The 22,462-nt window shown below is 71.9% G+C and carries 19 protein-coding genes; 15 read left to right on the top strand and 4 right to left on the bottom strand.

The window, feature by feature from the left end:
- Positions 1–53: 53 nt before the first annotated feature.
- A complete protein-coding gene (locus ABFY07_RS17070) occupies positions 54–1,709 on the bottom strand; it encodes a hypothetical protein (protein WP_346175317.1) in 1,656 nt (551 codons plus the stop codon).
- A gap of 171 nt (positions 1,710–1,880) precedes the next feature.
- Complete coding sequence (locus ABFY07_RS17075; protein ID WP_346175318.1) at positions 1,881–4,082, bottom strand: elongation factor G-like protein EF-G2; 2,202 nt, start codon at positions 4,080–4,082, stop codon at positions 1,881–1,883.
- A gap of 191 nt (positions 4,083–4,273) precedes the next feature.
- On the opposite strand from ABFY07_RS17075, the gene pgsA reads away from it, so the two are divergent.
- The 15 genes from pgsA (at position 4,274) to ABFY07_RS17150 (ending at position 19,922) form a co-directional block, all read left to right on the top strand.
- On the top strand, positions 4,274–4,942 hold the full coding sequence (pgsA, locus tag ABFY07_RS17080; protein ID WP_346175319.1) for a phosphatidylinositol phosphate synthase: 669 nt from the start codon (positions 4,274–4,276) through the stop codon (positions 4,940–4,942).
- Entirely contained in the window at positions 4,939–5,877 is a 939-nt protein-coding gene (locus ABFY07_RS17085) for a phosphatidylinositol mannoside acyltransferase (protein ID WP_346175320.1), read from the top strand. Before pgsA ends, ABFY07_RS17085 begins: the two co-directional genes overlap by 4 nt.
- Positions 5,874–7,046, top strand: coding sequence for a glycosyltransferase family 4 protein (locus ABFY07_RS17090; protein WP_346175321.1), 1,173 nt, complete (start codon positions 5,874–5,876; stop codon positions 7,044–7,046). Before ABFY07_RS17085 ends, ABFY07_RS17090 begins: the two co-directional genes overlap by 4 nt.
- 119 nt (positions 7,047–7,165) lie before the next feature.
- Positions 7,166–7,705: a hypothetical protein gene (locus ABFY07_RS17095; RefSeq protein WP_065966115.1), complete on the top strand. Its 540-nt coding sequence runs from the start codon at positions 7,166–7,168 to the stop codon at positions 7,703–7,705.
- A gap of 125 nt (positions 7,706–7,830) precedes the next feature.
- Positions 7,831–8,745 carry a pyridoxal 5'-phosphate synthase lyase subunit PdxS gene (gene pdxS / locus ABFY07_RS17100; protein ID WP_346175322.1) on the top strand — a complete coding sequence of 305 codons (915 nt, stop codon included), beginning with the start codon at positions 7,831–7,833 and terminating at the stop codon, positions 8,743–8,745.
- Positions 8,746–8,842: 97 nt separating this feature from the next.
- A complete protein-coding gene (pdxT, locus tag ABFY07_RS17105) occupies positions 8,843–9,424 on the top strand; it encodes a pyridoxal 5'-phosphate synthase glutaminase subunit PdxT (RefSeq protein ID WP_346175323.1) in 582 nt (193 codons plus the stop codon).
- 62 nt (positions 9,425–9,486) lie between these two features.
- Positions 9,487–10,239, top strand: coding sequence for a YebC/PmpR family DNA-binding transcriptional regulator (locus tag ABFY07_RS17110; protein ID WP_065966121.1), 753 nt, complete (start codon positions 9,487–9,489; stop codon positions 10,237–10,239).
- 357 nt (positions 10,240–10,596) lie between these two features.
- Positions 10,597–11,130, top strand: a complete 534-nt coding sequence (gene ruvC / locus ABFY07_RS17115) for a crossover junction endodeoxyribonuclease RuvC (RefSeq protein WP_346175324.1) — start codon at positions 10,597–10,599, stop codon at positions 11,128–11,130.
- Positions 11,127–11,738, top strand: coding sequence for a Holliday junction branch migration protein RuvA (gene ruvA, locus ABFY07_RS17120; RefSeq protein WP_065966124.1), 612 nt, complete (start codon positions 11,127–11,129; stop codon positions 11,736–11,738). Before ruvC ends, ruvA begins: the two co-directional genes overlap by 4 nt.
- 82 nt (positions 11,739–11,820) lie before the next feature.
- Positions 11,821–12,900, top strand: coding sequence for a Holliday junction branch migration DNA helicase RuvB (gene ruvB, locus ABFY07_RS17125; RefSeq protein WP_346175325.1), 1,080 nt, complete (start codon positions 11,821–11,823; stop codon positions 12,898–12,900).
- A gap of 197 nt (positions 12,901–13,097) precedes the next feature.
- Positions 13,098–13,553 (top strand): preprotein translocase subunit YajC, encoded by a 456-nt coding sequence (gene yajC / locus ABFY07_RS17130; protein ID WP_065966128.1) that lies wholly within the window; start codon positions 13,098–13,100, stop codon positions 13,551–13,553.
- Between the two features lie 148 nt (positions 13,554–13,701).
- Positions 13,702–15,504, top strand: a complete 1,803-nt coding sequence (gene secD / locus ABFY07_RS17135; RefSeq protein WP_346175326.1) for a protein translocase subunit SecD — start codon at positions 13,702–13,704, stop codon at positions 15,502–15,504.
- A 1-nt stretch (position 15,505) separates the two neighbouring features.
- A complete protein-coding gene (gene secF, locus ABFY07_RS17140) occupies positions 15,506–16,639 on the top strand; it encodes a protein translocase subunit SecF (RefSeq protein ID WP_346175327.1) in 1,134 nt (377 codons plus the stop codon).
- Positions 16,636–17,217 carry an adenine phosphoribosyltransferase gene (locus ABFY07_RS17145; RefSeq protein WP_346175328.1) on the top strand — a complete coding sequence of 194 codons (582 nt, stop codon included), beginning with the start codon at positions 16,636–16,638 and terminating at the stop codon, positions 17,215–17,217. The genes secF and ABFY07_RS17145 overlap by 4 nt, the downstream gene beginning before the upstream one ends.
- 200 nt (positions 17,218–17,417) lie before the next feature.
- A complete protein-coding gene (locus ABFY07_RS17150; RefSeq protein ID WP_346175329.1) occupies positions 17,418–19,922 on the top strand; it encodes a RelA/SpoT family protein in 2,505 nt (834 codons plus the stop codon).
- Between the two features lie 148 nt (positions 19,923–20,070).
- Here ABFY07_RS17150 and ABFY07_RS17155 read toward each other — a convergent pair whose 3' ends face one another.
- Both ABFY07_RS17155 and ABFY07_RS17160 read right to left on the bottom strand, forming a co-directional pair.
- Positions 20,071–21,300 (bottom strand): DUF349 domain-containing protein, encoded by a 1,230-nt coding sequence (locus ABFY07_RS17155; RefSeq protein ID WP_346175330.1) that lies wholly within the window; start codon positions 21,298–21,300, stop codon positions 20,071–20,073.
- Positions 21,301–21,511: 211 nt separating this feature from the next.
- Positions 21,512–22,387 carry a peptidylprolyl isomerase gene (locus ABFY07_RS17160; RefSeq protein WP_346175331.1) on the bottom strand — a complete coding sequence of 292 codons (876 nt, stop codon included), beginning with the start codon at positions 22,385–22,387 and terminating at the stop codon, positions 21,512–21,514.
- Positions 22,388–22,462: the final 75 nt, after the last annotated feature.

The raw sequence follows: 22,462 nt of genomic DNA on the forward strand, positions 1-22,462 counted from the left end.
CAGCCCCTCGCGGCCGACCGTGGTCCCGGCCGCCCGGCCGGGACCGGCGCCGCTCACGCGTCGTAGAGGTCGGCCTTCTTCGGGGCCACGTCCTGCACCTGGCCGCTGAGCGCCAGCGAGCGGCTGCCGAAGCGCTCGGTGTCCACGCCGTGGTGCTTGAGCACGCCGATCGCCGCCTCGTGGACCACGCGCAGCACGGGGGTGGCGGCGCGCAGCGCGTCGTCCGCCATGAAGCGGTGCCGCCACGGCTTGTCCGCCCAGGCGTGGCGCAGGCCGAACGGCTCGGGCAGGACCAGCTTCCCGCCCAGGTGGTCCAGCAGCGGCGGATACCAGGTGAAGGGGGCGCGGACGGCGAGCCGCACCACTTCCTTCGCGTCCACGAGCGGCAGCGGGACCGACTTGGTCTCCCAGAACCTGAAGGTCTTGCTGACCGTCTTGGAGGGCTTGGAGGGCTTGGTGGTGAACAGGGGGTGCACCGGCCCGAGCGCATGGCCGGTGACCTCGATCCGCAGTGTCTTGTGCAGCAGGGTCACCGTGACCAGCAGCGTGATCACCAACTGGCCGTCCCAGAGGACGAACTGCACGCCCAGGTAGTGCCGGTCGCCGGGGCCGAAATGGTGCTCGTCGCAGATCCGCTGCAGCTCGACTCCCTTTATCTGGAAGCCTTCCTCCTCAGAAGTGCCGCCGCGCTCCACCGACTTGGCCCCCTCGGCGATCGGCGAGACCACCCAGTGGCGCACCGACGGGGTGGGGAAGCCGCCGGTGTGCAGCGGGGTGCGCTCCAACAGCCGGAGCTGGTCGTGGATCGCGCGTATCACGTCCCAGCTGCGGAAGGGGTCGATCTCCTTGCCCGGGTCGGCCGACACCAGGTCCTCGGCGAGCTGCCAGCTGCCCCAGCGGGTGCCCATGCCGAGTATGCCCTTGGGGCCGGCGTAGAAGACGACATTGCTGTACTGCTCGGCGGTGAGCTTGTGCAGCGCCTTGCGCAGGTCCTCGGCCGATTTCTGGCCGGGGTGGTTGGGCACCGTCTCGGGCACCTTGGCGCCGATCCCGCCGCCCGTGAGGAGGCCCTCCCAGCACTCCCGCAGGTGCTTGGCCGTGCGCTCGCTGATCTGCTTGGCCACGTACCACCCGACGATGGGGGCGATGACCACGCCGCGCAGATAGATCCCCCAGAAGCCGTGGAAGGGGAGCTTGACCAGGAAGATGGCGGTCAGCACGGCGAGCCCCACCAGGAAGACGGTGCCCAGCGCCCCCATCCGCTTGTCCTGGGCCCCGGCGATGGTGCGCCGCAGCTGGAAGGCGCCGAGCCACAGCAGCACTCCGGGGAGGAAGAGCAGCCCGAAGATCACCATGACGGCGGTGAGCCGGGCGTCCCTGGTCTTGCGGATGCGGTTGGCCGCGAGGCAGTGCTCGACCACCGTCTGCGGCTCCATGCCGAAGGACTGGATCACCTGGCCCCGGCCGCCGCCCAGCATCCGCAGCTGCACCGCGCGCGAGAAGGCCTCGCCCAGATTGGGCTCGAACAGGGAGATCTTCGGTGGCTTGACCTCGGAGACCGTCCACTCCGAGTTGGCCTCCAGCAGCTTGGCCACCGGGCTGTCGCGGTAGGCGGCCGAGGCGAGCGCCTGCGTCACCTCGGTCTGGCCTGCCGCGCCGGAGAGCGGGACCTGCGCCCCCGGGCTGAAGTCGAATCCGTCCGCCGTCACCAACGCCCCCAATACCGCATGCCGCTTGAGCTGCGACCTCAGCGTATCGGGGGTGTGCCGTCCCTGTCGCCAGGGCGTCGCTCCCTGTGGAAAACCCGCACACCGGGCGCCGCGGCCTGTGGAAGGCCGCCCGCCCCACGCGAGTTGGGGCGGGCGCCCGGTGAACGGGGCTCAGGCCTCGGCCTGTTCCCGGATCCGGTCGGCCAGCTGTGCGGGCATCGGCTCGTGCCGGGCGTACGAGCGGCTGAACCGCCCGGTGCCGTGCGACAGCGACCGCAGGTCGACCGCGTACCGGCCGATCTCGATCTCCGGCACCTCGGCCCGGATCAGGGTCTGGCCGCCGCCCGACTGCTCGGTGCCCACGACCCGGCCGCGCCGCCCCGACAGATCGCTCATCACCGCGCCGACGTACTCGTCGGCCACCAGCACCGACACCTCGACCACCGGCTCCAGCAGGTGGATCCGGGTGTCGGCGGCCGCCTCCCGCAGCGCCAGCGCGCCCGCCGTCTGGAAGGCGGCGTCGGAGGAGTCCACCGAGTGCGCCTTGCCGTCCAGCAGGGTCACCCGCACATCGACCAGGGGATAGCCCGCGGCCACCCCCCGCGCCGCCTGCGCGCGCACGCCCTTCTCCACCGACGGGATGAACTGCCGGGGCACCGCCCCGCCGACGACCTTGTCCACGAACTCGATGCCGGAGCCCTCGGGCAGCGGCTCCACCTCGATCTCGCAGATCGCGTACTGTCCGTGCCCGCCCGACTGCTTGACGTGCCGCCCCCGCCCGGCCGACCTGGCGCCGAACGTCTCGCGCAGCGAGACCCGGTACGGCTCCGCGTCCACCTGCACGCCGTACCGGGAGCGCAGCCGCTCCAGCGCGACGTCCATATGGGCCTCGCCCAGGCACCACAGCACCACCTGGTGGGTGTCCTGGTTCTGCTCCAGGCGCATCGTCGGGTCCTCGGCGACCAGCCGCCCGAGCCCCTGCGACAGCTTGTCCTCGTCCGCCTTGCTGTGCGCCCGGATCGCGACGGGCAGCAGCGGATCGGGCATCTCCCAGGGCTCCATGAGCAGCGGCCGGTCCCTGGCCGAGAGGGTGTCCCCGGTCTCGGCGCGGCTCAGCTTGGCCACGCACGCCAGATCGCCCGCGATGGCCTGGTTCAGCATGCGCTGCGCCTTGCCGAAGGGCGTGGTCAGGGCGCCCACCCGCTCGTCCACGTCGTGGTCCTCGTGGCCGCGGTCCTCCAGGCCGTGCCCGGACACGTGCACGGTCTCGTCCGGGCGCAGCGTCCCGGAGAAGACCCGCACCAGCGAGATCCGGCCGACATACGGGTCCGAGGAGGTCTTGACGACCTCGGCGGCCAGCGGGCCCTCGGGGTCGCAGGTCAGCCGCGGGCAGGGCTTGCCCTCCGGGGTGGTGACGGTGGGCGCCTCCCGCTCCAGGGGGGTCGGAAAGCCGCCGGTGATCAGCTCGAGCAGCTCGGTGGTGCCCAAGCCCTGCTTGGAGCCCTCGGCGGCGGGCGCCGCCGCCAGCACCGGGTGGAAGGAGCCGCGCGCCACGGCCTTCTCCAGGTCCCCGATGAGCGTCTTGAGGTCGATCTCCTCGCCGCCGAGGTAGCGATCCATGAGGGTCTCGTCCTCGCTCTCGGAGATGATCCCCTCGATGAGCCGGTTGCGGGCCTCCTCGATCAGCGGCAGCTGCTCGGGCGAGGGCGCGGCCTCGGTCCGCACGCCCGAGGCGTAGTCGTACACCTGCTGCGAGAGCAGGCCGATCAGGCCGGCCACGGGAGCGTGGCCGTCCGGGGTGGGCTCACCGCGCAGCGGCAGGTAGAGCGGCAGCACCGCGTCGGGGTCCTCGCCGCCGAAGGTCTGCCGGCACAGCTCCGTCATCTCCTCGAAGGAGGCGCGCGCCGCCTCCAGGTGCGTGATGACCAGGGCGCGCGGCATCCCGACCGCCGCGCACTCGTCCCACACCATGCGGGTCGCGCCGGCGATCCCCAGGGCGTCCTGGGACGCCGAGACGACGAAGAGGGCCGCGTCCGCCGCCCGCAGACCGGCCCTCAGCTCCCCGACGAAGTCGGCGTACCCCGGGGTGTCCAGTAGGTTGATCTTCACCCCGCCCCATTCGACGGGGACGAGGGACAGCTGGACCGAGCGCTGCTGCCGGTGCTCGATCTCGTCGTAGTCGGACAGGCAGCCCCCGTCCTCGACCCGGCCCGCCCGGTTGATCGCTCCGGTCGCCAGCGCGAGGGCCTCCACCAGCGTCGTCTTTCCGGACCCGCTGTGGCCGACCAGCACCACGTTCCGCACGGAGCTGGGCCGGTCGGCCGTCGCTGCCCTGCCGGCGGCCCCTGATTGCGTGCTCGTCTTGTCGCCCATGTCTCGCCTCCAGGTCGACACCTGCGATACTTCGAGCTTTCCACCGAGGTCATGGTGCGTCCATACGTCGCACATCCGGGCGTCTGCCCGCATTGGTCCGAGGCGCGCGCCGCCCTTCCCGGGGCGTGGCTACGATGGGCCAGCCGGTGGCCTGTTGACCACCCGGCCCGTTTCGACCCCCCGGGAAGGTCATGCTGAACAAGTACGCGCGTGCATTCTTCACGCGTGTTCTCACCCCGTTCGCCGCCCTGCTCATCCGCCTGGGGGTCAGCCCAGACGCGGTGACCCTCGCCGGGACCGGCGGGGTGGTCGCGGGCGCACTGGTCTTCTATCCGCGGGGCGAGTTCTTCTGGGGCACCGTCGTCATCACCCTCTTCGTCTTCTCCGACCTGGTCGACGGCAACATGGCGCGGCAGCTCGGGCGCTCCAGCCGCTGGGGCGCGTTCCTGGACTCCACGCTGGACCGGGTCGCCGACGGCGCGATCTTCGGCGGTCTCGCGCTGTGGTACGCGGGGCGCGGCGACGACAACGCGCTGTGCGCGGTGACGATCTTCTGCCTGGCCAGCGGCCAGGTCGTGTCGTACACCAAGGCCAGGGGCGAGAGCATCGGGCTGCCGGTGAACGTCAACGGGCTGGTCGAGCGCGCCGAGCGGCTGGTGATCTCGCTGGTCGCCTGCGGCTTCTCCGGGCTGCACAAGTTCGGCGTGCCGCACATCGACATCCTGCTGCCGATCGCCCTGTGGATCGTGGCCCTCGGCAGCGCGGTGACCCTCGTGCAGCGGGTGGTGACCGTGCGGCGTGAGGCGGCCGAGGCCGACGCCGCCGACCGGGCGGTGGTCCAGAGGGGCGAGGGGCGGTGAGCGAGAAGCTGGCCGACGCGCTGTACGGGGTCGGCTGGAGCACGGTCAAGAAGCTCCCCGAACCCGTCGCCACGGCGCTCGGCCGGCGCATCGCCGACGTGGCGTGGAAGCGGCGCGGCAAGGGGGTGCTGCGCCTGGAGTCCAATTACGCCCGCGTCGCCCCGGACGCCTCCGCGCGGCGCCTGGCCGAGCTGTCCCGCGCCGGGATGCGCTCGTACATGCGCTACTGGATGGAGTCCTTCCGGCTGCCGGCGTGGAGCGATCAGCGGATCCGCGGCGGCTTCGCCCCCGAGGGGCTGCACCACCTCACCGACGGTCTGGCCAGTGACCGCGGGGTCGTGCTGGCGCTGCCCCACATGGCCAACTGGGACCTGGCCGGCGCCTGGGTCACCACGAAGCTCGGGGTGCCGTTCACCACCGTCGTGGAGCGGCTCAAGCCCGAGTCGCTGTACGACCGCTTCGTGGCCTACCGGGAGGGCCTGGGCATGGAGGTGCTGCCGCACACCGGCGGAAGCGCCTTCGGGACGTTGGCGCGCCGGCTGCGGGAGGGCGGGCTGGTGTGCCTGGTCGCGGACCGGGACCTGTCGGCGTCGGGCGTCGAGGTGAAGTTCTTCGGAGAGGCGGCCAAGATGCCCGCCGGGCCCGCCATACTGGCGGCGAGGACGGGTGCGCTGCTGCTGCCGGTCACCCTCTGGTACGACGCGTCCCCGGTCATGCGGGGGCGGGTGCACCCGCCGATCGAGGTCCCCACGACCGGCACCCGCGCGGAGCAGGCCGTGGCCATGACGCAGGAACTCGCCGACGTGTTCGCCGCGGGGATCGCCGAGCATCCGCAGGACTGGCACATGCTCCAGCGGCTCTGGCTGGCGGATCTCGAACCACGTCCCGGCGGTGCCGCGGACGCCGACGACAGCTCCGGAACGGAGAAACGGTGAGGATCGGGATCGTCTGCCCGTACTCGTGGGATGTCCCCGGGGGCGTCCAGTTCCACATCCGCGACCTGGCCGAGCACCTCATCCGGCTCGGGCACGGCGTCTCCGTGCTGGCTCCGGCGGACGACGAGACGCCGCTGCCGCCGTACGTCGTCTCCGCGGGGCGCGCCGTGCCGGTGCCCTACAACGGCTCGGTGGCGCGGCTCAACTTCGGCTTCCTCTCGGCGGCGCGGGTGCGGCGCTGGCTGCACGAGGGCGGGTTCGACGTGATCCACATCCATGAGCCCGCCTCGCCCTCGCTCGGCCTGCTCGCCTGCTGGGCGGCGCAGGGACCCATCGTCGCGACCTTTCACACCTCGAACCCCCGTTCCCGCGCGATGATCGCCGCGTATCCGATACTGCAACCCGCGCTGGAGAAGATCAGCGCCCGGATCGCGGTGAGCGAGTACGCGCGGCGGACGCTGGTCGAGCACCTGGGCGGGGACGCGGTCGTCATCCCCAACGGCGTCGATGTGCGCTTCTTCGCCGACGCCCGGCCCAAGCCGGAGTGGCAGGGGGAGACCCTGGGCTTCATCGGCCGCATCGACGAGCCCCGTAAGGGCCTGCCGGTGCTGATGCGGGCCCTGCCGGAGATCTTCGCGGCCCGGCCCGGGGCCCGGCTGCTGGTCGCCGGGCGCGGCGACGAGAAGGAGGCCGTGGCCACGCTGCCCGAGGAGCTGCGCGGCCGGGTGGAGTTCCTCGGCATGGTGAGCGACGAGGACAAGGCGCGGCTGCTGCGCAGCGTGGATGTGTACGTCGCGCCGAACACGGGCGGGGAGAGCTTCGGCATCATCCTCGTCGAGGCCCTGTCGGCGGGCGCCGCCGTGCTGGCCAGCGACCTGGACGCGTTCGCGCAGGTGCTCGACGGGGGAGCGGCCGGAGAGCTGTTCGCCAATGAGGACGCGGAGGCGCTGGCGGGGGCCGCGATCCGGCTGCTGGGCGACCCCGGGCGGCGGGCGGAGCTGCGGGAGCGGGGCAGTCGGCATGTGCGGCGCTTCGACTGGGAGACGGTCGGGGCGGACATCCTCGCGGTGTACGAGACGGTGACGGACGGGGCGGCCTCGGTGGCCGCCGACGAGCGCGCCGGCCTGTGGGCCCGGCTGGGCCTGGCCCGCGACCAGGCCCGCGACTAGGCCCGCGACCAGGCCCGCGACTGGGTCCGGGGCCGGGCCCGCGACCAGGCCCGGAGCCGGGCCCCGGCCGGTGCCGGATGGGGCGGGGGCGGCGGGCGTAGGCGGTAGCGTGGCGCGGCGTGACCACTTTGATCTGGATCGCGGCCGCCCTGGTCCTCATCGCCGTCTACCTGAGCTGGACCGCCGGGCGGCTGGACCGGCTGCACAGCCGGCTGGACGCGGCGCGGGCGGCGCTCGACGCGCAGCTGCTGCGCCGGGCCTCGGTCGCCCAGGAGCTGGCCACCGCCGGGGTGCTCGATCCGGCGGCCTCCATCGTGCTGTACCAGGCCGCGCACGCGGCGCGGCAGGCGGAGGAGGAGCAGCGCGAGGTCGCCGAGAGCGAGCTGAGCCAGGCGCTGCGCGCGGTGTTCGCGGAGAGCGCCCAGGTCGAGGCGGTCCAGGAGGCGCCGGGGGGTGAGGCGGCGCTGGGCGAGCTGACGGAGGCCGTGCGGCGGGTGCCGATGGCCCGGCGGTTCCACAACGACGCGGTGCGGGCGGCGCGGGCGCTGCGCCGGCACCGCACGGTGCGCTGGTTCCGGCTCGCGGGCCACGCGCCGTTCCCGATGGCCTTCGAGATGGACGACGAGCCCCCGGCGGCGCTCGCGGCCCGGACGGTCTGAGAGGCCCGTCTGGAGCCACCGGCCCTCGATTGGCCCTTGTCGGGTGAGGACCCGGACGGCTTTTGTGTATCGAACGGCCCTACGATGGGCTCATCGCACTTTTCGTCATCGAGTGAGGTCAAACCGTGTCCATCACGCCCGCCAGCACGCCCCAGACCCCGGAGACCGGCACCGCGCGCGTCAAGCGCGGCATGGCCGAGCAGCTCAAGGGCGGCGTGATCATGGACGTCGTCACGCCGGAGGAAGCGAAGATCGCCGAGGACGCGGGCGCCGTCGCGGTCATGGCCCTCGAGCGCGTTCCCGCCGACATCCGCAAGGACGGTGGCGTGGCCCGCATGTCCGACCCGGACATGATCGAGGGGATCATCAACGCGGTCTCCATCCCGGTGATGGCCAAGTCCCGGATCGGCCACTTCGTCGAGGCCCAGGTACTGCAGGCCCTCGGCGTCGACTACATCGACGAGTCCGAGGTCCTCACCCCCGCCGACGAGGTCAACCACAGCGACAAGTGGGCCTTCACCACCCCGTTCGTGTGTGGCGCCACCAACCTGGGCGAGGCCCTGCGCCGCATCGCCGAGGGCGCGGCGATGATCCGCTCCAAGGGCGAGGCCGGCACCGGCAACGTCGTCGAGGCGGTCCGCCACCTGCGCCAGATCAAGGGCGAGATCGCCCGGCTCAAGGGCCTGGACAACCACGAGCTGTACGCCGCGGCCAAGGAGCTGCGCGCCCCGTACGAGCTGGTCAAGGAGGTCGCCGAGCTCGGCAAGCTGCCGGTCGTGCTGTTCTCCGCCGGTGGCGTGGCCACCCCGGCCGACGCCGCGCTGATGCGCCAGCTCGGCGCCGAGGGCGTCTTCGTGGGCTCCGGCATCTTCAAGTCCGGCGACCCGGCCAAGCGCGCCGCCGCGATCGTGAAGGCCACCACCTTCTACGACGACCCCAAGGTCATCGCGGATGTCTCCCGCGACCTGGGCGAGGCCATGGTCGGCATCAACTGCGACACCCTGCCCGAGGGCGAGCGCTACGCCAACCGCGGCTGGTGACGGCCGGGCCGGCCCCCGGCCCGTCGGCAAGCCGCCTCCCCGGTGGACGGCCCCCGCGGGCCGTCCACCCGTTTCCCGTTCTGTCCCGAGAGGTCCTATGTCCATCGGAGTACTCGCCCTCCAGGGCGATGTCCGCGAACACCTCGCCGCGCTCGCCGCGGCCGGTGCCGAGGCCCGGCCGGTCCGCCGCGCCGAGGAGCTCGCCGAGGTGCACGGCCTGGTGATCCCCGGCGGGGAGTCCACCACCATGTCCAAGCTCGCCGTCGTCTTCGGGATGCTGGAGCCGCTGCGGGAGCGGGTGCGCGCCGGGATGCCGGTGTACGGCACCTGCGCGGGCATGATCATGGTCGCGGACAAGATCCTCGACGGCCGGGACGACCAGGAGACCCTCGGCGGCATCGACATGACCGTGCGCCGTAACGCCTTCGGCCGCCAGAACGAGTCCTTCGAGGCCGCGGTCGACGTCGCGGGCGTCGAGGGCGGCCCGGTGGAGGGCGTCTTCATCCGGGCGCCGTGGGTCGAGTCCGTGGGCGCGGGAGTCGAGGTGCTCGCGACGTACGGGGACCACGCCGTGGCCGTGCGGCAGGGAAATGTCCTCGCGACCTCGTTCCACCCCGAACTGACCGGCGACCACCGGGTGCACGCGCTGTTCGTCGACCTGGTGCGGGCCGCGGGCTGACGCGGTCCCGGTAGGATCTCAGGCGTTCGTACAGCAATGGGTTACGCGAAGGAGACAGGCGGATGTCCGGCCACTCTAAATGGGCTACGACGAAGCACAAGAAGGCCGTGATCGACGCCAAGCGCGGCAAGCTCTTCGCCAAGCTCATCAAGAACATCGAGGTCGCCGCCCGCACAGGCGGCGCGGACCCCGACGGCAACCCCACCCTCTTCGACGCCATCCAGAAGGCGAAGAAGCAGTCCGTGCCGAACAAGAACATCGACAGCGCGGTCAAGCGCGGCGCGGGGCTCGAGGCGGGTGGCGCCGACTACGAGACGATCATGTACGAGGGCTACGGGCCGAACGGCGTCGCGGTGCTCATCGAGTGCCTGACCGACAACCGCAACCGCGCCGCCTCCGACGTGCGCGTCGCCATGACGCGCAACGGCGGGTCCATGGCGGACCCGGGTTCCGTCTCGTACCTCTTCAACCGCAAGGGCGTGGTGATCGTCCCCAAGGGTGAGCTGACCGAGGACGACGTGCTGGCCGCGGTCCTGGACGCGGGCGCCGAGGAGGTCAACGACCTGGGCGAGTCCTTCGAGGTGATCAGCGAGGCCACCGACCTGGTCGCGGTGCGCACCGCGCTCCAGAAGGAGGGCATCGACTACGACTCGGCCGAGGCGAACTTCGTTCCCACCATGCAGGTCCAGCTGGAGGAGGAGGCGGCGCGGAAGATCTTCAAGCTGATCGACGCGCTGGAGGACAGCGACGACGTGCAGAACGTCTTCGCCAACTTCGACGTCTCCGACGAGGTCATGGCCAAGGTGGACGCCTGAGGCAGGGCCAGCGGCGCACGGGCCGGCGGGGACACACACCCCACCGGCCCGTCGCTGTCAGTGGCGCCCGCTAGGGTCTGTCGTCAAAGGGGGCGTCCGGCCGCGAGCGGGGTCTGGCGCAGGGGGCACCTCCCAGCGGTAGCTGGGGGAGCCTCGCAAGGCGGAGCATCGCCCTCGTACTGGGCGTACTCGGGCGTTGCGACAACGCAGCGAGGTGCCGCCCGCCGCCGCAGCGGCTGATGTCACTGCGGCGTCGGGAGCAGGGCGCCCCCTTTGAAGACAGGCCCTGGGGTCTGTCGTCGACAGGCCCGGGGCCTGTCGTCGCGGGTGATCGGAAAAGCGGCGAGGGAGGGCGCGGTGCGGGTGCTGGGCGTGGATCCGGGGCTGACCCGGTGCGGCGTCGGCGTGGTCGAGGGGGTCGCGGGCCGGCCGCTGCGCATGCTGGGGGTCGGGGTCGTACGGACTCCGGCGGACGCCCCGATCGGTGACCGGCTCGTCCTCATCGAGCGCGGCCTGGAGGAGTGGCTGGAGACCCACCGGCCCGAATTCGTGGCGGTGGAGCGGGTGTTCAGCCAGCACAACGTGCGGACGGTCATGGGCACCGCGCAGGCGAGCGCGGTCGCGATGCTCTGTGCCGCCCGCCGCGGGCTGCCGGTCGCCCTCCACACGCCCAGCGAGGTCAAGGCGGCCGTGACCGGGACAGGCCGCGCGGACAAGGCGCAGGTCGGCTCGATGGTCACCCGGCTGCTGCGGCTGGACGCCCCACCGAAACCGGCCGACGCCGCCGACGCGCTGGCGCTGGCCATCTGCCACATCTGGCGGGCGCCCGCGATGAACCGGCTCCAGCAGGCCGTCGCCGCCCACCGCACCACGAAAGGCCGTATCTCATGATCGCGTTCGTCTCCGGCCCGGTCGCGGCCGTCGGCCCGGACACCGCCGTCGTCGAGGTCGGCGGCGTCGGCATGGCCGTCCAGTGCACTCCGACCACGCTGTCCGGACTGCGCGTCGGCCAGCCGGCCCGGCTCGCCACCTCCCTCGTGGTCCGCGAGGACTCGCTCACCCTCTACGGCTTCGCGGACGACGACGAGCGCCAGGTCTTCGAGCTGCTCCAGACCGCCAGCGGCGTCGGCCCCCGCCTCGCCCAGGCCATGCTGGCCGTCCACTCGCCCGACGCGCTGCGGCTGGCCGTCGCCACCGGTGACGAGAAGGCGCTGACCACGGTCCCCGGCATCGGCAAGAAGGGCGCCCAGCGGCTGCTGCTCGAGCTTAAGGACCGGCTCGGCGAGCCGGTGGGCCGCCCCGCCGCGGCCGCCGCCGCCCCCGGCTGGAGCGACCAGCTGCACGCGGCCCTCGTCGGCCTCGGCTACGCGCCCCGGGAGGCCGAGGACGCGGTCGCGGCCGTCGCCCCGCAGGCCGAGGCCGCCCTGGCCGACGGCGGCAGCCCCCAGGTGCCGCAGCTGCTGCGGGCCGCACTCCAGACCCTGAACCGGGCCCGCTGACCGCCGGCCCCGAACCGGGCCGGCGGCCTCCCCGCGCGCCCGGCCGCACTGCCCGATACGACATCGCGAGGCGAGACTTTCCGTGAACTGGGACGAGACCGCACCGGCCACCGCCGACGACGCCCGCTCCGGGCGGCTGGTGGGCGCCGACGCCGACGGCGAGGACCAGGCGGTCGAGGCCGCGCTGCGCCCCAAGGACCTGGGGGAGTTCGTCGGCCAGGAGCGCGTCCGCGAGCAGCTCGACCTGGTCCTCAAGGCCGCCCGGCAGCGCGGCGGCACGGCCGACCACGTACTGCTGTCCGGCGCGCCCGGCCTCGGCAAGACCACCCTGTCGATGATCATCGCGGCCGAGATGGGTGCCCCCATCCGGATCACCTCGGGCCCCGCCATCCAGCACGCGGGCGACCTCGCCGCGATCCTGTCCTCGCTCACCGAGGGCGAGGTGCTCTTCCTCGACGAGATCCACCGCATGTCGCGGCCCGCCGAGGAGATGCTCTACATGGCGATGGAGGACTTCCGCGTCGATGTGATCGTCGGCAAGGGCCCCGGCGCCACCGCCATCCCCCTGGAGCTGCCGCCGTTCACCCTGGTGGGCGCCACCACCCGGGCCGGACTGCTGCCGCCCCCGCTGCGCGACCGCTTCGGCTTCACCGGCCACATGGAGTTCTACGCCCCGGCCGAACTGGAGCGCGTCATCCACCGCTCCGCCGGGCTGCTGGACGTGTCCATCGAGCCGGAGGGCGCGGGCGAGATCGCCGGGCGCTCCCGGGGCACCCCGCGCATCGCCAACCGCCTGCTGCGCCGGGTGCGCGACTACGCCCAGGTCAAGGCGGACGGCGTGATCACCCGAGAGATCGCGGCCCGCGCCCTGGACGTGTACGACGTGGACGGCCGCGGCCTGGACCGGCTGGACCGCGCGGTGCTGACCGCCCTGCTCAAGCTGTTCGGCGGGGGCCCGGTGGGCCTGTCCACCCTGGCCGTCGCGGTGGGGGAGGAGCGTGAGACGGTGGAGGAGGTCGCCGAGCCCTTCCTGGTACGGGAGGGACTGCTGGCCCGCACCCCCCGGGGCCGGGTGGCCACCCCCGCGGCCTGGACCCATCTGGGGCTGACCCCACCGCAGCAGGGCGGGGCCGGGGCCCAGCAGGGACTCTTCGAGGGCTGAGGCGGAAGGCGGCCGATAGCCGATAATGGTCGGGTCAGGAACCCCCGGGCCGTGCCGGGCGTTGTTCCATAGGCGCGGGCTCGCTTAGACTCCGCCGATGCCGTCCGTATGCCGTGTCCGGGTCCGGTGCGGCATGACCACCCCATAGTCCAGGCCGCCTCCCCGCGGTCATGTGAAGGAATTTCCGTCCCGTGTATATGACTCTCCTGCCGTTCATCGTGCTCATCGGGGCCATGTTCCTGATGACCCGATCGGCCAAGAACAAGCAGCGCCAGGCCGCGCAGATGCGTGACCAGATGGGGCCCGGCACCGGCGTGCGGACCATCGGCGGTATGTACGCCACGGTCAAGGAGGTCCACGAGGACACGGTCCTCCTGGAGGTCGCTCCCGGCGTCCACGCCTTCTACGCGAAGAACGCGGTGGGAGCCGTCCTCGAGGACGCCGAGTACAACCGGATCGTGCACGGCATCGACCCCGACGCCGACGACACCCCTGTCGTCCCCGACGACGCCTCCTCGCTCACCGGGGCCGAGGGCGAGACGGCCGACGCCGAGGCGGCGGACGAGGACAAGAAGACCGACCTCACCAAGCCGGCGGCCGCGGCCGACGCGCCGAAGGAGGACAAGCGGGACGGCGACGCCGACGCCAAGTAGCACCGGTGCCGGGAACCGCGGCGCGCCACCGCTCGGCGCGCCGCGGTTCCCGGACGGTTAGGCTCCGGCGGGGGCTCGTCCCACAAGACTTCGTGGCCGCCCGGCGCACACCCGATGCGGGGCGGTTGGACAGGGAGATTACGAGAAGGTGGCAGCACCGAAGAAGGGCCGCAGGTCCTCCGGGTCACAGGGCAGGCCCGGGCGCGCCCTGGTCGCGATCCTGGTCGCCATCGTGGCGCTCACCGCGGGGATGTTCATCTCCGGTCACACCAAGCCACGGCTGGGCATCGACCTGGCAGGCGGCACCAGCTTCACGCTGGAGGCCAAGAACCAACCGGGTAAGCCCAACGCGATCAACTCGGACAACATGAACACCGCCGTCAACATCATCGAGCGGCGGGTCAACGGTCTGGGTGTGACCGAGGCCGAAGTCCAGACGCAGGGCGACAAGCACATCATCGTGAACATCCCCAAGGGGATGAACGCGAAACAGGCCCGTCAGCAGGTCGGCACCACCGCCCAGCTCTACTTCCGCCCCGTGGTGACCTACACCGACGGCAAGAAGACCGAGCCCACCCCCACGCCCTCGGCGACCGAGAGCGGCAAGGGCAAGAACGACAAGGGCAAGGGGGACGAGAAAGGCAAGGCATCGGGCACCCCGACCGCCACCTCGACCCCCAGCGGGTCGAGCAGCCCGAGCGCGTCCGGCAGCAGCCAGGGGCGGGCCGTCTCCGAGGGCCTGAAGGCCGACAAGACGCCGACCGCCACGCAGAGCCCCAGCGCCACGCAGAGCCCCAAGGCGACCAAGACCCCGAAGAGCGACTCCTCCAAGTCCGACGATCTGAACAAGCAGCTCGCGGACCTGGTGTGCACCACCCCCGCGGACCGCGCCAAGGCGCGGGAGAAGGCCGCCGCCGCCAAGCCCAGCGACTCCATCGTGGCCTGTGACCGCGACGGCTCGCGGAAGTTCATCCTCGGCCCGTCCGAGGTGGAGGGCACCGACGTCAAGGACGCCGCCTCCGTCTACGACAGCCAGGGCGGCGGGGGCTGGATCGTCCAGCTCAACTTCACCGGCTCGGGTGGCAAGAAGTGGGCCAAGGTGACCGGCGAGCTGGCCACGCAGCAGCCGCCGCGGAACCAGTTCGCGATCGTCCTGGACGGCGAGGTCTACTCCGACCCGCGGGTCGACGAGTCCATCGTCGGCGGCCGGGCCCAGATCTCCGGCCCCGACTTCGACCAGAAGAACACCGCCGACCTGGCCAACGTGCTGTCCTACGGCGCGCTGCCGCTGTCGTTCGACATCGCGGACGAGACCACCGTCTCCGCCGCGCTCGGCGGCGAGCAGCTGCAGGCCGGCCTCGTCGCCGGTGCCATCGGCCTGGCGCTCGTGGTCCTCTACCTGGTGGTGTACTACCGGGGTCTGGCGCTGGTCGCCATCGCGAGCCTCGGGGTCTCCGCCGTCCTGACGTACACGATCATGGTGCTGCTCGGCCCGGGCATCGGCTTCGCGCTGAACCTGCCGGCCGTCTGTGGCGCGATCGTCGCGATCGGCATCACGGCCGACTCGTTCATCGTGTACTTCGAGCGCATAAGGGACGAGATCCGCGAGGGCCGCTCGCTGCGCCCGGCCGTGGCGCGCGGCTGGCCCCGGGCCCGGCGCACCATCCTGGTGTCCGACTTCGTGTCCTTCCTCGCGGCCGCGGTGCTCTACATCGTCACGGTCGGCAAGGTGCAGGGCTTCGCCTTCACCCTGGGCCTCACCACGCTGCTGGACATCGTGGTGGTGTTCCTGTTCACCAAGCCGCTGATGACGATCCTCGCCCGGCGCAAGTTCTTCGCGAGCGGTCACCCGTGGTCCGGCCTCGATCCGAGGCGCCTGGGCGCCAAGCCGCCGCTGCGCCGCGGCCGTCGCACCACCCCGCCCGCCCCCGCTGACCCGAAGGAGGCGTGAGATGTCGCGACTCGGCACTCTCGGCGCCAGGCTGTACCGAGGCGAGGTCGGCTACGACTTCGTCGGCAAGCGGAAGATCTGGTACGGCATCTCGATACTGATCACCATCACGGCCATCGTGGGCCTGGCGGTGCGCGGGCTCAACATGGGCATCGAGTTCTCCGGCGGCGCGGTCTTCACCACCCCCAAGACCAGCGTGTCGGCCTCCGAGGCGCGCCATGTGGCGGAGTCGGCGTCCGGGGGCCACACCGCGGTCGTCCAGGAGCTCGGCCGTGGTGGCCTGCGGATCCAGATCAGCGAGCTGGGCACCAAGGAGGCGCTGCCGGTCCAGGAGAAGCTCGCCAAGGAGCTGGACGTCCAGACCAGCAAGATCGACACCCAGCTGGTCGGCCCGAGCTGGGGTGAGGAGATCGCCAGCAAGGCATGGCAAGGCCTGGCGATCTTCATGGTCCTGGTGGTGATCTATCTCGCCATCGCCTTCGAGTGGCGCATGGCCCTGGCCGCCCTGATCGCGCTGATCCACGACCTCACCATCACGGTCGGGGTCTACGCGCTGGTCGGCTTCGAGGTCACCCCCGGCACCGTGATCGGTCTGCTGACCATCCTCGGTTACTCGCTCTACGACACCGTCGTCGTCTTCGACGGTCTCAAGGAAGCGTCGAAGGACCTCACCAAGCAGACCCGCTTCACCTACAGCGAGATCGCCAACCGCAGCCTCAACTCGACCCTGGTGCGCTCCATCAACACCACGGTCGTGGCGCTGCTGCCGGTCGGCGCGCTGCTGTTCATCGGCGGCGGCGCGCTGGGCGCGGGCATGCTCAACGACATCTCGCTGGCGCTGTTCGTCGGCCTCGCCGCCGGCGCGTACTCCTCGATCTTCATCGCCACCCCGCTGGTGGCCGACCTCAAGGAGCGCGACCCGCAGATGAAGGCCCTGGCCAAGCGGGTGCGCGCCAAGCGCGCCGCCGCGGCCGCCAAGGCCGACGCCGGCACCGGACAGGCGTCGGAGGACCCCGACCCGCCGGCCGCCGAGGACGGCGACCAGCCCACCCCCGCGGTCGCGGGCGCCGGCCAGCGCCGCCAGCCCGCCTCCCGCGGCCGGGGCCGCGGCCGACCGTCGGGGAAGCGCCGATGAGCGCCGCGACGACGACCGCGGGGATCGGCGGGCTCGACGGCGAGGAACTGCGCGGGCTGCTGCTCAGCCGGATCCTGGACGTGCCGGACTATCCGAAGCCGGGGGTGATGTTCAAGGACATCACCCCGCTGCTCGCCGACGCCGCCGCCTTCGGCGCGCTCACCCACGCGCTCGCCGAGCTGTGCGTCAAGCACCGCGCCACCAAGGTGGTGGGCCTCGAGGCGCGCGGCTTCATCCTGGCCGCACCGGCCGCCGTGCGCGCCGGGATCGGCTTCGTCCCCGTGCGCAAGGCGGGCAAGCTCCCCGGGGCGACCCTGGGCCAGGCGTACGAGCTGGAGTACGGCACCGCGGAGATCGAGATCCACGCCGACGCCCTGGAGCCCGGCGACCGGGTCCTGGTCATCGACGACGTGCTCGCCACCGGCGGCACCGCCGAGGCGTCGCTGCGGCTCATCCGCCGCGCGGGGGCCGAGGTCGCCGGGGTCGCGGTGCTGCTGGAGCTCGGCTTCCTCGAAGGCCGCGGCCGCCTCCTCCCCACGCTCGACAGCGCCCCGCTGGAGGCCCTGATCACGGTCTGAGCGGAGCACGGTCCGACCCGATCACGGTCTGAGCCGGGTCGTGGTGTGAGCCGATCATCCCGAGGGCGGGAGCCGGAACGATCCGGCTCCCGCCCTCGGGCGTGACAGGGGCCGCGAGCGGTCGGGAGGCAAGTGGAGTGGCGGGATCGATACCATGGCACCCCGACCTCTTTGAGGCCCGGACCGCCTGAGGAGTGCTCTTGCCAGACGAGGCCCAGCCGCTCTCCGCCGCGCAACCGGCAGAGCCGACCGCCGTCGCCGAGACCACGGCGGCCCCCGAGGTGCCCGAGAACAGCCCTGAGGCGGGCCCCCGGCCGGAGCCCTCCGCGGCCCGGCCGCCGACGGAGCGCGGCAGCGGCACACGGTCCCCCGCGCCGGCCCCCCGCCCCCTGCAGAGCCCCGCCCCCCGGGGCGGCTCCTCCAACCGGGTCCGCGCCCGCCTCGCCCGCCTCGGCGTGCAGCGCTCCAGCCCGTACAACCCGGTCCTGGAGCCGCTGCTGCGCATCGTGCGCGGCAACGATCCCAAGGCCGACGCCTCGACGCTGCGCCAGATCGAGCGCGCGTACCAGGTCGCCGAGCGCTGGCACCGCGGCCAGAAGCGCAAGAGCGGCGATCCGTACATCACCCACCCGCTCGCCGTGACCACCATCCTGGCCGAGCTGGGTATGGATCCGGCCACCTTGATGGCCGGCCTGCTGCACGACACCGTCGAGGACACCGAGTACGGCCTGGACACCCTGCGCCGCGACTTCGGCGACCAGGTGGCCCTCCTCGTGGACGGCGTCACCAAGCTGGACAAGGTCAAGTTCGGCGAGGCGGCCCAGGCCGAGACCGTGCGCAAGATGGTCGTCGCCATGGCCAAGGACCCCCGAGTCCTGGTCATCAAGCTCGCCGACCGCCTGCACAACATGCGCACCATGCGCTACCTGAAGCGGGACAAGCAGGAGAAGAAGGCCCGCGAGACGCTGGAGATCTACGCCCCGCTCGCCCATCGCCTGGGCATGAACACCATCAAGTGGGAGCTGGAGGACCTCGCCTTCGCGATCCTCTACCCCAAGATGTACGACGAAATCGTGCGCCTGGTCGCCGAGCGGGCCCCCAAGCGCGACGAGTACCTCGCCGTCGTCACCGACCAGGTCCAGGGCGATCTGCGCGCGGCCCGCATCAAGGCGACCGTCACCGGCCGCCCGAAGCACTACTACTCGGTCTACCAGAAGATGATCGTGCGCGGCCGCGACTTCGCCGAGATCTACGACCTGGTGGGCATCCGGGTGCTCGTCGACACCGTCCGCGACTGCTACGCGGCGCTCGGGACCATCCACGCGCGGTGGAACCCGGTGCCCGGGCGGTTCAAGGACTACATCGCGATGCCCAAGTTCAACATGTACCAGTCGCTGCACACGACGGTCATCGGGCCCAGCGGCAAGCCGGTCGAGCTGCAGATCCGCACCTTCGACATGCACCGCCGCGCCGAGTACGGCATCGCCGCGCACTGGAAGTACAAGCAGGAGGCCGTCGCGGGCGCCTCCAAGGTGCGCACCGACGTCCCCCGCAAGGCCGGCAAGGACGACGCCATCAACGACATGGCGTGGCTGCGGCAGCTGCTGGACTGGCAGAAGGAGACCGAGGACCCCAGCGAGTTCCTGGAGTCGCTGCGCTTCGACCTGTCGCGCAACGAGGTCTTCGTCTTCACGCCCAAGGGCGACGTCATAGCGCTGCCGGCCGGGGCCACCCCGGTGGACTTCGCGTACGCCGTGCACACCGAGGTCGGCCACCGCACCATAGGGGCCCGGGTCAACGGGCGGCTGGTGCCGCTGGAGTCCACCCTCGACAACGGCGACCTGGTGGAGGTCTTCACCTCCAAGGCGACCGGCGCCGGCCCGTCCCGGGACTGGCTGGGCTTCGTCAAGTCCCCGCGCGCCCGCAACAAGATCCGCGCCTGGTTCTCCAAGGAGCGCCGCGACGAGGCCATCGAGCAGGGCAAGGACGCCATCGTGCGGGCCATGCGCAAGCAGAACCTGCCGATCCAGCGGATCCTCACGGGCGACTCGCTGGTCACCCTCGCCCACGAGATGCGCTACCCCGACATCTCCTCGCTGTACGCGGCCATCGGCGAGGGCCATGTCTCCGCGCAGAACGTCGTCGGCAAGCTGGTGCAGGCCCTCGGCGGCGAGGAGGCCGCCAACGAGGACATCGCCGAGACCGCGCCGCCGATCCGGGACCGCCGCAAGCGCCGCTCCAGCGCCGACCCGGGCGTCGTCGTCAAGGGCGTCGACGACGTGTGGGTCAAGCTGGCCCGCTGCTGTACGCCCGTGCCCGGCGACCCCATCATCGGCTTCGTCACCCGGGGCAACGGCGTCTCCGTGCACCGCGCGGACTGCGTCAACGTCGACTCGCTCTCCCAGCAGCCGGAGCGGATGCTCGACGTCGAGTGGGCGCCCACCCAGTCCTCCGTCTTCCTGGTCGCCATCCAGGTCGAGGCCCTGGACCGGTCCCGGCTGCTGTCCGATGTCACCCGCGTGCTGTCCGACCAGCACGTCAACATCCTGTCCGCCGCCGTGCAGACCTCCCGCGACCGGGTGGCCACCTCGCGCTTCACCTTCGAGATGGGCGACCCCAAGCACCTGGGCCACGTCCTGAAGGCCGTACGGGGCGTCGAGGGCGTCTACGACGTGTACCGGGTGACCTCGGCCCGCCAGCGCTGAGACACCTGGCCGCATGGCACGGCCCCCGGCGCGATCGATGCGCCGGGGGCCGCTGCCGTGTGTGGCTCATCAGCCATCAATTGAGGAACCCGGACGGCGAGTAACCACCTCCGCGAGAGCGGCGGCGGCTTAGCCGCAAAGAGGTGCCTCAGCCGCCGAACTCCTCCAGGCCCTTGAGCGCCTGGTCCAGCAGCGCCTGCCGGCCCTCCAGCTCCTTGGCGAGCTTGTCGGCCTTGGCGTTGTTGCCGGCCGCGCGCGCCGCGTCGATCTGCCCGCGGAGCTTGTCCACGGCGTCCTGGAGCTGACCGGTCAGCCCCTGGGCGCGGGCCCGCGCCTCGGGGTTCGTACGCCGCCACTCGGCCTCCTCGGCCTCCTGGATGGCGCGCTCCACCGCGTGCAGCCGGCCCTCGATCCGCGGCCGGGCGTCCCGCGGCACATGGCCGATGGCCTCCCAGCGCTCGTTGACCGAGCGGAAGGCCGCCCGCGCCGCCTTCAGATCGGAGATCGGAAGCAGCTTCTCCGCCTCGGCGACCAGCTCCTCCTTGCGGGTCAGATTCTCCCGCTGCTCCGCGTCGCGCTCCGCGAACACCGCGCTGCGGGCCTGGAAGAAGACGTCCTGAGCGCCGCGGAAGCGGTTCCACAGGTCGTCCTCGGCCTCGCGCTGAGCGCGCCCGGCCGCCTTCCACTCGGCCATCAGCTCCCGGTAGCGCGCGGCGGTCGGACCCCAGTCGGTGGAGTCGGACAGCGACTCGGCCTCGGCGACCAGCTTCTCCTTGGTCTGCCGGGCCGTCTCGCGCTGCGCGTCCAGCGCCGCGAAGTGCGCCTTGCGCCGCTTGGAGAACGCCGAGCGGGCGTGCGAGAAGCGGTGCCACAGCTCGTCGTCGGTCCGGCGGTCCAGGCGCGGCAGGCCCTTCCAGGTGTCGACCAGCGCGCGCAGCCGCTCCCCGGCCGCTCGCCACTGCTCGCTGGCGGCCAGCTCCTCGGCCTCGGCGACCAGCGCCTCCTTGGCCCGCCGGGCCTCGTCGGCCTGCACCGCCTTGGCCGCGCGGCGCTCCTCCCGGCGCGCCTCGACATCGCCGGCGAGCTTGTCGAGCCGCTTCCTGAGCGCCTCCAGGTCACCGACCACATGGTGCTCGTCGACCTGTCGGCGGATGTGCTCGATGGCCGCCGTCGCGTCCTTGGCCGACAGGTCCGTGGTCCGGACCCGGCGCTCGAGGAGGCCGATCTCGACGACCAGGCCCTCGTACTTGCGCTCGAAGTAGGCGAGGGCCTCTTCAGGAGATCCCGCCTGCCACGACCCGACGACCTGCTCGCCGTCGGCCGTACGCACGTACACGGTCCCCGTCTCGTCGACGCGGCCCCAAGGCTCGCTGCTCACAGCGCCTCCTCCACATGATGCCGGGGCGGGCGCGCGGCCCGCGGGCATCGTCCACAGTTTCTTACGGCCGGCCGGGAGCCACCCTGACCGGTCTCGCGGCAGGGTGCGCCGACGGAGGCAAGCACCCTGTACAACGCCAACATAGGCGACCGGTGGCCCGGCTGTCCGTATCCTGCGCGACCGAAATTTCGCAGTACGCGCGCCGGAGCCGTCAGGACTTGGTGACCGTGGCCTTGTTGATCAGCACGGTGGCGTTCGGAGCGGTGTTCCCGGTCTGCGGGTCCGGCGCCGCCGCGCCCGCGTTCCCGATCTTCGTCAGGACCTTCATGCTGTCCTTGTCGAGGGTGCCGAAGGGCGTGTAGTACGGCGGGAGCTGGCTGTCCTTGTAGACCAGGAAGAACTGGCTGCCGCCGCTGTTCTTGCCCTTGCCGGTCTGCGGGTCGAACTTGTTGGCCATCGCCACCGTGCCGGCCGGGTACGTGTTGCCCTTGAGCCTGGAGTCCTTCAGGTTCTCGTCCGGGATGGTGTAGCCGGGACCGCCCCTGCCGGTGGCCTTCGGGTCGCCGCACTGCAGCACGAAGATCCCCTGGTTCGTCAGCCGGTGGCACTTGGTGTGGTCGAAGTAGCCCTTCCCGGCCAGGAACGCGAAGGAGTTCACGGTGTGCGGGGCCTTGGCCGCGTCCATGGAGACGGTCATGTCACCGCAGGTGGTCGCCAGCGTCATGGCGTAGGTGGCCGACTTGTCGATGGTGACGTCCGGCTCCTTCTTCCACGACATGGTCTTCGGCTTCTGCTTCCCGGCCGCCTTGGCCCCCTTGGCGCAGGGGTCCGGCGCCTTGGTGGTGGGGGTGGGGGAGGGCGTGGGCATCGTGGGCTCGGCGGCCTTGTCGGACTCCTTCTTGCCGTCGCCGCCGGACAGGGCGCTCACGGCGGTCACCACCCCGCCCGCCGCCAGGACCACGGCCAGCGTGGAGGCGATCACCACATTGCGGCGGCGCCGCTTGTGCCGGGCGGTCTCCCGGCGCTGCTGCTGCCGAAGGTACTTCTCCCGTGCGAGCTGCCGCCGCCGCTGCTCGTTACTGACCACCGGGTCGTCTCCCTCATCGTGGGCCGTCGCTGTCGTGTGTGATGACTCGGCCGTACCGTATACGGGTTCGCTATG

This window comes from Streptomyces sparsogenes subsp. cuspidosporus, from assembly GCF_039532705.1.
GTDB lineage: Bacteria > Actinomycetota > Actinomycetes > Streptomycetales > Streptomycetaceae > Streptomyces > Streptomyces sparsogenes.